The sequence below is a fragment of the Prevotella sp. khp7 genome (assembly GCF_900109055.1).
Lineage (GTDB): Bacteria > Bacteroidota > Bacteroidia > Bacteroidales > Bacteroidaceae > Prevotella.
The window spans coordinates 703,923-716,953 of record NZ_FOIV01000001.1 but is presented as its reverse complement, the minus strand read 5'-3'; the positions used below and the strand labels follow the sequence as shown (position 1 = coordinate 716,953).

Here is a 13,031-nt window from a genome sequence, read left to right as displayed (position 1 = left end):
TTTCGAGTGCAAAGGTACTAAAAAATGCGCAACTTATGCAATTTTGTGTGCTTAATTTTGAATAAAAACCGTTTTTTTATTTCTTTCACAATTCAATTGATTGATTTGTCTAAAAAGTTTGTATCTTTGTCGCCTAAATAAATTGCAGCTTAAAACAACTTATATAATAATTTTACGTATCTATGGCAAACAAAGAAAAGCTCTTTACCGAGTTTACAGCTCCGAGCACACAGGAGTGGCTCGACAAGATTGAGGTCGACCTGAAAGGTGCCGATTTCCAGAAGCGCTTGGTATGGAGAACTAATGAAGGTTTTAATGTACAGCCCTTCTATCGCCGTGAAGACCTGGCGAACTTGAAAACACCCGATGCTCTCCCAGGAGAGTTCCCGTTTGTACGTGGTAACAAGAAGGACTCTAACACATGGTATGTTCGTCAGAACATTTCTTTAGATGGCGCGGGTAACGCAACATCTAAAGAGATTGCTAAGGCGGCCAATGCCAAGGCGCTCGACATCCTGAATAAGGGTATCGACTCGTTGGGTTTCCACATCCCTGGTAAAATGGTTTCGATGGATACTATCGAGACGCTGCTCGATGGCATTTACTGCGAGTGTGTAGAGGTTAACTTCTCTACCTGTCAGCGTCATTCGCTCGAACTCGCCGAAATCCTGAAGACCTATTGGCAGAAGAAGGGCTATGATAAAGAAAAGATAGTAGGCTCTATCGAGTGGGATCCCATGAAGAAGATTGTGATGACGGGTAAGGATGTAACACCTGTTCTCGCATTCGGTCCCAAACTGGCTGAGTCGCTCAAGGAGTATCCCAACTTCCGCAGTATCATCGTTCATAGCGATGCACTTAACAATGCTGGCGCTTATATCGTTCAGGAGTTAGGCTATGCATTGGCTTGGGGTAACGAGTATCTGCAGCAGTTAACCGATGCTGGGGTAGATGTTGATCTGGCCGCTAAGAGCATCAAGTTTAATATGGGCGTTAGCGAGAACTATTTTATGGAGATTGCCAAGTTCCGCGCTGCCCGTCTGCTGTGGGCTCAGATTGTCAAGCAGTACGAGCCAAAATGCGACTGTGCTTGCAAGATGATTATCAACGCCACCACCTCTACTTATAACCAGACGCTGTTTGATAGCTATGTGAATCTGCTGCGTTCGCAGACCGAGGCTATGAGTGCTGCTCTGGGTAGTGTTCACTCGATGGTGGTAACACCATTCGATGCACCTTACGAGGAGGCAACCGATTTCTCTGAGCGTATCGCTCGCAACCAGCAGTTGCTGATTAAGGAGGAGAGCCATTTCGACCGTATCGTCGACCCATCTGCAGGTTCGTATTATATCGAGCACCTCACCGATGCACTGGCTACCGAGGCTTGGAAGATATTCCTGAAGGTAGAAGAGGAGGGCGGTTTCCTGGCTGCCATCAAGGCTGGAACCATTCAGGACGATATCAACGCTACCAACGTGAAGCGTCATGGTGATGCTGCCAAGCGTAAGGAGTTCCTGCTGGGTACCAACCAGTTCCCGAACTTTACTGAGAAGAGCGAGAACAAGCGCGCCTACAAGCACCATTGCGGTTGTGGTGGTGTGCACCATCAGGGCGAAGAGAACGTTGCGTTCAAGGCTATCGAGACTACCCGTCTGGCTGCCGACTTCGAAAATCTGCGCATCCATACCGAGGAGACAAAGGTGCCAACTGCGTTTATGCTCACCATCGGTAACCTTGCCATGCGTCAGGCTCGTGCGCAGTTCTCATGTAACTTCCTGGCATGTGCTGGTTATAAGGTGATCGATAACCTCGGCTTTAAGACCGTTGAGGAAGGTGTTGATGCCGCTCTCGAGGCTAAGGCCGATATTGTGGTTATCTGCTCGAGTGACGATGAGTATGCCGAGTATGCTATCCCTGCTTTCAAGTACTTGAATGGTCGTGCGATGTTCGTCGTAGCTGGTGCGCCCGCTTGCATGGAGGATTTGAAGGCCGCTGGCATCGAGAACTTCGTTCACGTCAAGTGCAACGTACTTGAGACTTTGAAAGAATATAATCAGAAACTTGGTATCTAAAGAATAGGAGACTTGAATTATGCGCAAACAATTTAAAGATATAGATATCTATGCAGGCATCAAGGCTCAGGATGGTGCCAAGTGGATTAAAGACAATGGAATCGTAGAAAACTGGAAGACCCCAGAGCATATTGAGGTGCGCCCCGTTTATACGAAAGAAGACCTTGAAGGTATGGAACACCTTGACTTCACTGCTGGTATTCCTCCCTATCTGCGTGGTCCGTATTCGATGATGTATCCGTTCCGCCCGTGGACCATCCGTCAGTATGCCGGATTCTCAACGGCTGAGGAGTCGAATGCATTCTATCGTCGTAACCTGGCAGCTGGTCAGAAGGGTCTTTCTGTAGCCTTCGACCTGCCGACGCACCGTGGTTATGACCCCGACAACGCCCGTGTGGTGGGCGATGTAGGTAAGGCTGGTGTGTCTATCTGCTCACTTGAGAATATGAAGGTTCTCTTCAATGGTATCCCCCTCAACAAGATGTCGGTCTCTATGACCATGAATGGTGGCGTGTTACCGGTATTGGCCTTCTACATCAACGCAGGTCTGGAACAAGGCGCAAAACTGGAAGAGATGGCTGGTACGATTCAGAACGATATCCTGAAGGAGTTCATGGTTCGTAACACCTATATCTATCCGCCCGCATTCTCAATGAAGATTATCGCTGATATCTTCGAGTACACCTCGCAGAAGATGCCTAAGTTCAATAGCATCTCTATCTCAGGTTATCATATGCAGGAGGCAGGTGCTACGGCTGACATCGAGTTGGCTTATACCTTGGCCGACGGTATGGATTACCTGCGTACTGGTGTCAATGCCGGTATCGATGTGGATGCTTTCGCTCCTCGACTCTCATTCTTCTGGGCTATCGGTATGAACCACTTCATGGAGATTGCCAAGATGCGTGCCGGTCGTCTGCTGTGGGCTAAGATCGTGAAGAGTTTCGGCGCCAAGAATCCGAAGTCACTCGCTCTCCGTACCCACTCACAGACATCTGGTTGGTCGCTCACCGAGCAGGACCCTTTCAACAATGTAGGTCGTACCTGTATCGAGGCTATGGCTGCCGTACTGGGTCATACCCAGTCGCTGCACACCAACGCCCTCGATGAGGCCATCGCCCTGCCTACCGACTTCTCGGCTCGTATCGCTCGTAACACCCAGATATACATCCAGAACGAGACGAAGGTCTGCAAGCAGATCGACCCTTGGGCTGGTTCGTATTATGTAGAGACCCTGACCAACGAGCTCGTTCACAAGGCTTGGGAGCATATTCAGGAGATTGAGAAACTCGGCGGTATGGCTAAGGCCATCGAGACGGGCTTGCCCAAGATGCGTATCGAGGAGGCAGCAGCCCGTACTCAGGCTCGTATCGACAGTGGCGTTCAGACCATCGTGGGTACCAATAAGTACCGCCTCGAGCACGAGGATCCTATCGATATCCTCGAGGTCGACAATACAGCCGTACGTACTCAGCAGGTAGAGAACCTGAAGGAGCTCCGTGCTCATCGCGACGAGGCTGCCTGTCAGGCTGCCCTGAAGGAGATTACGGAGTGTGTTCGTGAGTTCAATGAAGGTAAGAAGTCGAAGAACAACCTGCTCGACTTGGCAGTAAAGGCTGCTGGCTTGCGTTGTACTCTGGGTGAGATCAGTGATGCCTGCGAGGAGATCGTAGGTCGTTATAAAGCAGTAATCAGAACAATTTCAGGCGTGTATAGCTCAGAATCAAAGAACGATAGCGACTTCGAGTTGGCTTGCAAGCTGACCGATGAGTTCGCAGAGAAGGAAGGTCGTCGTCCTCGTATCTTCATCGCCAAGATGGGTCAGGATGGTCACGACCGTGGTGCAAAAGTGGTAGCTACCGGTTATGCCGACTGTGGCTTCGATGTGGATATGGGACCGCTGTTCCAGACTCCAGAGGAGGCTGCCCGTGAGGCTGTCGAGAATGATGTCCACGTGGTGGGCGCTTCATCGCTTGCTGCCGGTCACAAGACCCTCATTCCTCAGCTCATCGAAGAGTTGAAGAAGCTGGGTCGTGAGGATATCATGGTCATCGCCGGCGGTGTGATTCCTGCTCAGGACTATGACTTCCTCTACAAGGCTGGTGTGGCTGCCATCTTCGGTCCAGGAACTTCTGTGGCTAAGGCCGCCGTTGAGATGATGAAGATATTATTGGACAAAGAATAAATGAAACATGTAGATGTACTGATTATCGGAGCCGGCCCGGCTGGTTCTGTTTGTGGAAGTCTGTTGAAGCAGGCTGGTGTTGATTGCTTAATAGTAGATCGTGCGTCGTTTCCACGCGACAAGGTGTGTGGTGGCGGACTGACGGTAAAGGCATGGCGTTTGCTCGACATGCTGTTGCCTGGTATCAAGTACGAATATCGTCCTATCGCCCGCATGCGTTGCCAGTTCGAGAACGACCCCGTATGTGAGTTCCAGGCGGAGTATGCCATTCGCATGACGCGTCGTAAGGACTTTGATTACGCCTTGTTGCAGTATTATCAGGCTCATGGTGGTGAACTGATGAAGGGATCTTTCGAGCGTTTTGAGCAGCAGGCAGATGGTCGTGTCCTTGTTACTCTGAAGTCTGGTGAGCAGATTTCATGCCGCTATCTGATAGCCGCTGATGGTGCTGGCAGTCTCATCCGTCGTCAGATACATGGTGCTCCTAAGTTGCATGCATTGTTCCTTGAACAGTACAATGAGGGTGAGACCGATAACGACGTGTTTGTTCATTTCTCGAGCAACTATAAGCCTGGAGTGTTTTATAAGTTCTCCAGCTTAGGTCGTGACATGTATGGTTTTGCTTCTTTAGAGTCGAACGAGGATTTCCCTCGTCATAAAGCGAAGTTCTGTGAGACTCTCACTAAGTTCGGCGTGCCCTTAGGACAGATTCGTGGTGCATATATTCCATTGAACACCGTTCCTCCTACAGCAGATAATGTTATTCTCATCGGTGATGCAGGCGGATTTGCCAATAAACTCACGGGCGAGGGTCTTTACGATGCTTTCAAGACTGCTGCCAATGCCAAGCGTGCCATAGTAGAGGGAATACCATTCCGTGAAGCTAATGCGGAGGAATTCCGTAAGATGGAGCATCAGGTTAAGGTCTTTAAATTCTTCTTCAGTCCTATCGGCTGGCGACTCATCCGATGGGGTATGCGTTATCCTAAAGTCATCAAATGGCTTTTCGATGCTAAGATGAAACGCGAGACCTTCCGTGCATAAAACAAGAAAATCCCAGTATTAATTTACTGGGATTTGTCTTTTAAGTTTGATGGTCTTGCCGGTGAGGGGGCCGTACCAGATCATTTCGGTGTCGGTGATTTCCTTGACTTGGGCCGACCAAGGCATGTTGTTGATAATCATTACCAACAGGTCGCCGTCCCACTCGTATGTGCCTGTGCCTGTATAGTGCTCGCCCTGTACGTTGGTGAAACTGCCATCAGCATCATACCACCATTCGGTACCGACCATGTCCTGGTCGTAACCTTCTTCTACGTAATAGATGGTCCACTTGCCTACAAGCTTCGATTTTATCAGCTCCTGGGTTTGTACGGGATTGTCTTCGTTGGCGCAACTATTCAATACTACGGTCGGCAATAAACAGCATGCTGCCATTGTTAAGGATACAAGAAGTTTCTTCATGCTTGATGAATTTAGTTTGAATTTTAAAGCACAATGACCGCCTGCGGAATGCAGAACGGTCATTGATTGGTTATTTAAAATCGGAGTTTAATCAGATTTAACTCACCCTTGAGGCTTCGCCTCTAGAAAACTCACGCTCGACAATAAGAGCAAACTCTTACTGTACTCGCTTAATCGTTTCCTTTGATAGCAGCTACGCCAGGGAGAACCTTACCCTCGATGGCCTCGAGCAGAGCACCACCACCAGTAGAGATGTAACTAACCTGATCAGCCAGACCGAACTTGTTGACGCAAGCAACAGAGTCACCACCACCAATCAGAGAGAATGCACCATTCTTGGTAGCCTCAGCGATAGCGTTGCCAATGGCGCGTGAACCAGCGGTGAAAGCGTCGCACTCGAATACACCGGCAGGACCGTTCCACAGGATGGTCTTTGCACCCTTGATAGCCTCGGCGAATGCCTTCTGGCTCTCAGGACCAGCGTCAACACCCTCGAAACCAGCAGGTACGTTGTTTGCAGGGCAGTTGATGATCTGAGCACCTTCCTTCACACTCATGGTGCCGAAGTCGAGACCGTTGGTAGCGGTGCAGTCAGAACCGAGAACGAGCTCTACGCCGTTCTTCTTAGCCAGCTCCTCAACACCCAGAGCTACATCCAGCTTGTCGAGCTCAACGATAGAATCACCAATCTCACCGTTGTGAGCCTTTGCGAAGGTATAGGTCATACCACCGCAGAGGATGAGCTTATCAACCTTACCGAGCAGGTTCTCGATGATACCGATCTTAGAAGATACCTTAGAACCACCCATGATGGCAACGAAAGGACGCTTGATGTTAGAGAGAACGGCGTCAACAGCCTGAACCTCCTTCTCCATCAGCAGACCCAGCATCTTGTTGTCAGCGTCGAAGTAATCAGCGATAACAGCAGTAGAAGCGTGCTTGCGGTGAGCTGTACCGAAGGCATCCATTACGTAGCAGTCAGCGTAAGAAGCGAGAGTCTTAGCAAACTCCTTCTGGCTGGCCTTCATTGCCTTCTTAGCCTCGTCGTATGCAGGATCAGCCTTGTCGATACCTACAGGCTTACCCTCTTCCTCAGGATAGAAACGCAGGTTCTCAAGCAGCAGAGCCTCACCCATCTTCAGAGCCTTAGCAGCATCAGCAGCCTTAGCGCAGTCGGGAGCGAAAGCAACGGGAACGCCCAGAGCCTTCTCAACAGCCTCGCGGATCTGACCGAGTGACTTCTTTGCATCTACCTTACCTTTGGGCTTACCCATGTGGCTCATGATGATGGTAGCACCACCGTCGGCCAGAATCTTCTTAAGAGTGGGAAGGGCACCACGGATACGGGTGTCGTCAGTGATTTTACCATTCTCATCGAGGGGTACGTTGAAGTCTACACGTACGATTGCCTTCTTACCGGCAAAGTTGAATTCGTTGATTGTCATGATCTTAATATTTTAATATGTATAAAACTTCATTTTTGAAACGCCTGCAAAGTTACAAAAATGAAATGAAAAATGAGAATCGGGAATTGAGAATTTATACTTTTTTTACGTAACGGTCTGTATATTGTAAGGTACGCATTGCAAAAGAGCTTTATCCGAAAAGCTCACGGAGGGCTTCTTCGACTTTACGCACAGGGTGGAGGCGGATATGGAACTTCTTCTGATCGAAACCCTGAAGGTTGTGCTTGGGGATAATCATATCGGTGAAGCCCAGCTTCTCGGCCTCGGCGATGCGCTGCTCTATGCGGTTCACAGGGCGTACCTCGCCCGAGAGTCCCACCTCACCACACATGCACCAGCCCGACTCGATGGGTGTGTCGACATTCGAGGACAGTACGGCAGCGATGATACTGAGATCCATGGCGAGATCAGTGACACGAAGACCGCCGGCGATATTGATAAACACATCCTTCTGCATGAGCTTGAATCCCACACGTTTCTCGAGCACGGCCAGCAGCATGTTGAGGCGGCGCTGGTCGAAGCCCGTAGCAGAGCGCTGAGGGGTGCCGTAGGCTGCGGTAGAGACAAGGGCCTGTGTCTCGACGAGGAAGGGACGGACACCCTCGATGGCCGACGAGATAGCAATGCCGGAGAGACCGTCATGGTCTTGTGAAAGCAGCAGTTCAGAAGGATTGCTCACTTGGCGCAGACCGCTCTGTTGCATCTCGTAGATGCCCAGTTCGGCGGTAGAGCCGAAACGGTTCTTGATAGAGCGGAGAATGCGGTACATGTAGTGCTGGTCGCCCTCGAACTGGATGACGGTGTCGACAATGTGTTCAAGGATCTTGGGACCTGCCAGAGTGCCTTCTTTGGTGATGTGCCCAATGAGGATCACGGGCACACCGCTGGTCTTGGCAAAACGTAGTAGCGAAGAGGCGCACTCTCGTACTTGAGCGATAGAGCCTGCTGAAGACTCGACATCCTCGGTCATGATGGTCTGAATGGAGTCGATGACAACCAGTTCGGGCTGCACCTCTTTAATATGGTCGTAGATATGCTCAAGCGAATTCTCGCAGAGGATAAGGAAGTGGTCGCTCTCCTCATGGGGAATACGGTTGGCTCGCATTTTAAGCTGGTGGGCGCTCTCTTCGCCGCTGACGTATAGAATGCGCTTCTCTGGCATGCGGAGCATCGTCTGAAGCGAGAGAGTGGACTTGCCAATGCCAGGCTCGCCACCCAGAAGAACGATGCTGCCAGGAACGAGGCCACCGCCCAGTACGCGGTTAAGCTCGTCGTCGTGCATATCGATGCGAGGGTCGTCGTGGTTGGAGATATCGCTCAGCTTCAAGGCCTTGTTCTTGCGCAGGGCATGGCCAGCTGAGGCGGCAGCCGTAGTGGCAGCCTGCTGCTTGGTGTCGGCAGCCACCCGTATCTCCTTAAACGTATTCCACTGCCCACATGCAGGGCATTTGCCTATCCACTTCGGCGACTCCTGGCCGCAGTTGGAACAAACGTATGCTATCTTGTCTTTTGCCATAATTGGTGCAAAAGTAATAAAAATGCTACAGATTTCGCTGATTCAAAAGGAAAAAAAACATAAATCTGTGATAATCTATGACGTCTGTGCCAAAAAATTGCTACCTTTGCAGTGTTTATGAAGAAACTGATGATTTTTATCGTGACTGCGCTGCTGATTATAGGCTGCGGACAGTCGTATGAGGAAACAAAGCGACTCACAAGGGCTCAGCGCCTGAAGTTGTGGCGTGAGGACTCGGCTGCACTGAAGATTGCCGTGATGCCCACGCTCGATTGTCTGCCTATATTCATAGCCAAGGATCACCAGATGTTTGACACTGCGGTGGATATCCGCCTGAAGCATTTCAATGCCCAGATGGACTGTGATACAGCTCTGATACGTGGAAGGGTGGAAGGGACTGTCAGTGACTTGGTGAGAACAGAGCGTATCATCAAGCAGGGCATACCCCTGAGATATGTGGCTGCCACGAATGCCTACTGGCTGCTGATCAGTAATCGCCAGTTGAGAATGTCGAACCTGAAACACTTGAACGACCGCATGCTGGCTATGACGCGATACTCAGTGACGGATATGCTGGGCGATATCGCTGTCGACAGTGCCAAACTAAAACCAGAACAAGTGTTCCGCATACAGGTGAACGACGTGAACATCCGCCTGAAGATGCTTGAAAACAACGAGATGGACGCTCTTCTGATGACAGAGCCGCAAGTCACTCAGGCTCTGCTTGGCAAGCATAAGGTGCTGCTCGACACCCGTCAGATGGATATGCAGATGGGGGTGTTGGCTTTTCGTGAAAAAGAAATGAACGATAAGAACCGCATGCGTCAGATGGACGCATTCCTGAAAGGCTATAACGAGGCGTGTGACTCAATCAATCATTATGGGGTTCGCCATTATAGTGATGTCATCAAGAAGAATTATAAATTGTCGGAACAGACGTTGAAACAACTGCCAGATTCACTGAAATTCGAGCATGCTGTGGCTCCACGCCAGAAAGATGTAGAGAAGGCTCGGCAATGGCTCGCAAGAAAATAGGATAACGATGCTATGATTAAAAATGATGCTTTAACAGTCGTATATGATCATCTGCTTCACCGCAATCTCGGTGAAGCCATTATTGCGTTGGAAGCTTTCTTGGCCGTTCATCCGCATCAGATAAACTCGGACCGGCTGCATGCCATCAGAACAGACCTGCAGCTGATGACCGACTACTGGCAACACGGGTTTAAGGACCCGCAGCTGGACAGCCTTTACAACAACCTGTTGAGGCGCATGTACATGCTTTATGCTAACATAGCCAGTAACTATAATATCAGGCATACACCTTATCTGTCGTCGATGCTCTTCAAGGTCCATGCATCACTGAGAGACTGGTCTCCTCTGGCTATAAAGGAGGAACTTGAATCGTTTGTGTCGGATGTGGCAATGTTAGAACTGGAGCCGTCTCATACAGCAGAGTCGAAACAGAAGGAACTATATGCTAAGCATCAGCAGCAGATGGCGGATCTGTTTTATTATATTCTGACTTCAGACCTGTGGAGCGACACGTTTGCTGCAGGTATAGAAGATATATTGCTCTCGCCAACCATCGACACGGTAGACCAGCAGCAGATCCTGAGTAGCGTGATGCTCTCGACAATGACCTTCTTTGATATCGCGAAGTTCAGAACGCTGGTACATGTGTATCAGCGAGCTACAGACGATCGGGTGCAACAGAGGGCACTGGTCGGCTGGGCGCTCTCGCTGAATGCAGACATTGCACATAGCATATATCCTGAAGAAGAGGAGCTTGTAAAGCAGTTGTTGGAGGATGAACACTGTTGTGAAGAACTGGCAGAGTTACAGCGTCAGCTAATCTATTGCGTCACCGCAGAGCAGGACAATATGACGATTCAGCGCGAGATTATACCAAACTTGTCGCCGACGACAAGTAAAAACTCTGATTCGCCCATTACCATCAAGCTGATAGATGAGGAGGATTTGGAGAGTCAGCTGGATGATATTCTGCACCCCAACGAGGCGGAAGAGAAACTGGAGAAGATGGAAAGCAGTTTTATGCGGATGATAAATATGCAGAAGCAGGGCTCAGACATCTACTTCTCGGGTTTTGCGCAGATGAAACGCTATCCGTTCTTCAACGAACTCGTGAACTGGTTTGTACCATTCTACTTTGAGCATCCTGAAATGAGCGAGATATACGATAAGTACAAGCACAATATGCTCTTGAAGTCTATGTTGGGTACAGGACCATTCTGCAATAGCGACAAGTATTCGTTTATGCTGGCATTTGAGCAAGTAATGGCCTCAATTCCCAAAAGCGTAAGAAAGCTATTGGATCGTCGTGATAATAAACTCTTCCCCCTCGACCAGTTCGTGAATAAGGACTTTGATAAGCCTACCTATCTCAGAAGAATATATTTGCAGGACCTCTACAGATTCTTCAGACTGAACGCACAGCATGAAGCGTTTAAGAATGTGTTCAATCCGGAGGAACGTGATTATCTGTTGTTTGCTAACGACATGTTCTCGGATACACCGTTACAGCGCTATTATAACGAGATAACAGCTTTCTTGCTTAAGAAGAAGCGACGCAAAGATGCAAAACGCGTGATGAAGTATGTGGATGTTGATAAGCGCGATTTCCAGTACTACATGATGCAAGGTTATCTGAATCCATATAATCTGGATTATTTCATGAAAGCTGTGGAGCTGGAGTCTGAGAACGAGCGGGCGTTGGCGGGTTATGCCAGAGCGCTCTACTCAAATGAGGAGTATGAAAAATCGCTGGAGGTGTATGAGAAACTATTGAAGATACAGCCAGAGAAAAAGTCGTACTTACTCTATAAGGCAGTCTGCCAGATAGAATTGCATCAGTATGAAGAGGCAGAGAAAATGCTGTTTAAGCTGAACTACGAGGAGCCTGACGATGTGAATGTGGCTCGTTCGCTGGCATGGGTGCTGACGTGTAATGGAAAATATGAGCAGGCCGAGAGGCTCTACTCACAGTTACTTGCGAAAGAGAAGGTAGAAAACGAAGATCTGTTGAACTTTGGCTACTGCCTGTGGTTTAGCGGAAAGATCGACGAGGCAGCCAACTGCTTCCGCCGTTACCTGAAAGAAACGGGTGAGGAAAAGGGTTATATCATAGATAACGAGGCAAGACTGTTGAGCGAAAAAGGCATCTCAGAGGCTGAGACCTTGATGATGCTCTATATACTCTGATACCTCTTCCTGATTTTCTGACTCAGCCAGGTAAACGTCAATGGCAGGCCTACGCCTGCGATGGTGTAGAGTACCCAGAAGCAGTCTTGCTGAGAGTATTCGTGAATCACCATGTGGCATCCTACCTGTCGGATGTCGAGACCGTAATACCATATCTTTATGAGACTGACCACCTTGTAGGCCACAATGTGGAAAATGAAGATGTTTAGCGTATTGTCGCCAGTGTAGACGAGGAAACGCTTAAGCCACCCATCGTGCCTGTCGAGCCATAGACTTATGTTGTATGTCATGAGGAAACCCAAAAGGGCAGGGACGGGCAAAGAGAGAAACTGCTTATAAGTAGAGCGCCAGTTCATGTTGGCCGTCAGATACTTGGAAAAAAGAAATACGATAAGTCCGAAGACTATAGTCGTCCAGAAGGCGAGGCCATATTTGGATATAAACGAACGGTATTGCTCAACATACTGTTTGAAGATAAAGCCGCAGCCAAAGAAAAAGCATCCCATCAGGTCGCGATAGCCACCTTGCACAAGGGTAATGATTTTCAGCCCCTCGTATGTTTTCCAGGCACATATCAATAACATGAGGAGACAGATGACATAAGGCGCGGCATGGTGAATCTTGGTGGGAAGGATACGGATCGTGAGTTTATATATAATAAGGTACAGAATGCTGGCCACGAAAAGTCCGCGGAAGAACCAGAAGGCTCCGCAGAGAAACTGGTCGTAGCCCCCCATAGCGGTAAGGATGGTCCAGAGGTTCTGTTGTATCTGATGCCACGTGTAGGGATGAGTAACGCCTCCGGCATCGTTGCCAAAGCGTTCGTTGAGTACGCCAAGGTCGAACATCCAGTTGTGGATGACGAGGAAAAACACAGACCATTTGACGAAGGGCCAGTAAAGCCCTTTCACCCTTTTCTTGACGAAGGTCGCTTCGTCGTTGAGGTATTTCAGTGAAAAGAAATAGCCAGCCGTAATGAAAAACAGCGGCATGTGGAATTCAAAGATGAACTTACACAACCAGCCTGGAGCTTCTGCGTGGGCTATCACCATCAAGATGATAGCAATACCTTTAGCGATGGATATGACGGTGTCGCGTTTCATGTG

General features: G+C 49.2%; 9 protein-coding genes. 5 read left to right on the top strand and 4 right to left on the bottom strand.

Annotated elements, in window-relative coordinates:
* Window positions 1-182: 182 nt before the first annotated feature.
* The 3 genes from mutA to BMX82_RS03090 are packed head-to-tail and all read left to right on the top strand — an operon-like array spanning window position 183 to window position 5,301.
* Window positions 183-2,072 (top strand): methylmalonyl-CoA mutase small subunit, encoded by a 1,890-nt coding sequence (gene mutA, locus BMX82_RS03100; protein WP_091765964.1) that lies wholly within the window; start codon window positions 183-185, stop codon window positions 2,070-2,072.
* 19 nt (window positions 2,073-2,091) lie between these two features.
* Window positions 2,092-4,257, top strand: coding sequence for a methylmalonyl-CoA mutase (gene scpA / locus BMX82_RS03095; RefSeq protein ID WP_036913170.1), 2,166 nt, complete (start codon window positions 2,092-2,094; stop codon window positions 4,255-4,257).
* Window positions 4,258-5,301 carry an NAD(P)/FAD-dependent oxidoreductase gene (locus BMX82_RS03090; protein WP_091765961.1) on the top strand — a complete coding sequence of 348 codons (1,044 nt, stop codon included), beginning with the start codon at window positions 4,258-4,260 and terminating at the stop codon, window positions 5,299-5,301.
* 18 nt (window positions 5,302-5,319) lie between these two features.
* Here BMX82_RS03090 and BMX82_RS03085 read toward each other — a convergent pair whose 3' ends face one another.
* The 3 genes from BMX82_RS03085 to radA form a co-directional block, all read right to left on the bottom strand.
* Entirely contained in the window at window positions 5,320-5,721 is a 402-nt protein-coding gene (locus BMX82_RS03085) for a hypothetical protein (RefSeq protein WP_143058300.1), read from the bottom strand.
* Between the two features lie 170 nt (window positions 5,722-5,891).
* Window positions 5,892-7,166, bottom strand: a complete 1,275-nt coding sequence (locus BMX82_RS03080) for a phosphoglycerate kinase (protein WP_091765958.1) — start codon at window positions 7,164-7,166, stop codon at window positions 5,892-5,894.
* A gap of 151 nt (window positions 7,167-7,317) precedes the next feature.
* Window positions 7,318-8,703 carry a DNA repair protein RadA gene (gene radA, locus BMX82_RS03075; RefSeq protein WP_091765956.1) on the bottom strand — a complete coding sequence of 462 codons (1,386 nt, stop codon included), beginning with the start codon at window positions 8,701-8,703 and terminating at the stop codon, window positions 7,318-7,320.
* 117 nt (window positions 8,704-8,820) lie between these two features.
* Here radA and BMX82_RS03070 point away from each other — a divergent pair, with 117 nt between their 5' ends.
* Both BMX82_RS03070 and BMX82_RS03065 read left to right on the top strand, forming a co-directional pair.
* Window positions 8,821-9,738: an ABC transporter substrate-binding protein gene (locus BMX82_RS03070; protein WP_091765953.1), complete on the top strand. Its 918-nt coding sequence runs from the start codon at window positions 8,821-8,823 to the stop codon at window positions 9,736-9,738.
* A 12-nt stretch (window positions 9,739-9,750) separates the two neighbouring features.
* Entirely contained in the window at window positions 9,751-11,925 is a 2,175-nt protein-coding gene (locus BMX82_RS03065) for a tetratricopeptide repeat protein (RefSeq protein ID WP_091765950.1), read from the top strand.
* On the opposite strand, the gene BMX82_RS03060 is transcribed toward BMX82_RS03065, so the two are convergent.
* Window positions 11,913-13,028: an acyltransferase family protein gene (locus BMX82_RS03060; protein ID WP_091765947.1), complete on the bottom strand. Its 1,116-nt coding sequence runs from the start codon at window positions 13,026-13,028 to the stop codon at window positions 11,913-11,915. The two genes, BMX82_RS03065 and BMX82_RS03060, sit on opposite strands and share 13 nt — an antisense overlap.
* Window positions 13,029-13,031 lie beyond the last annotated feature (3 nt).

Coding starts and splice junctions, on each gene's coding strand:
- BMX82_RS03065 (WP_091765950.1), top strand. CDS start 9,751: ATGATTAAAAATGATGCTTTAACAGTCGTATATGATCATCTGCTTCAC.
- BMX82_RS03080 (WP_091765958.1), bottom strand. CDS start 7,166: ATGACAATCAACGAATTCAACTTTGCCGGTAAGAAGGCAATCGTACGT.
- radA (WP_091765956.1), bottom strand. CDS start 8,703: ATGGCAAAAGACAAGATAGCATACGTTTGTTCCAACTGCGGCCAGGAG.
- BMX82_RS03060 (WP_091765947.1), bottom strand. CDS start 13,028: ATGAAACGCGACACCGTCATATCCATCGCTAAAGGTATTGCTATCATC.
- scpA (WP_036913170.1), top strand. CDS start 2,092: ATGCGCAAACAATTTAAAGATATAGATATCTATGCAGGCATCAAGGCT.
- BMX82_RS03090 (WP_091765961.1), top strand. CDS start 4,258: ATGAAACATGTAGATGTACTGATTATCGGAGCCGGCCCGGCTGGTTCT.
- BMX82_RS03070 (WP_091765953.1), top strand. CDS start 8,821: ATGAAGAAACTGATGATTTTTATCGTGACTGCGCTGCTGATTATAGGC.
- BMX82_RS03085 (WP_143058300.1), bottom strand. CDS start 5,721: ATGAAGAAACTTCTTGTATCCTTAACAATGGCAGCATGCTGTTTATTG.
- mutA (WP_091765964.1), top strand. CDS start 183: ATGGCAAACAAAGAAAAGCTCTTTACCGAGTTTACAGCTCCGAGCACA.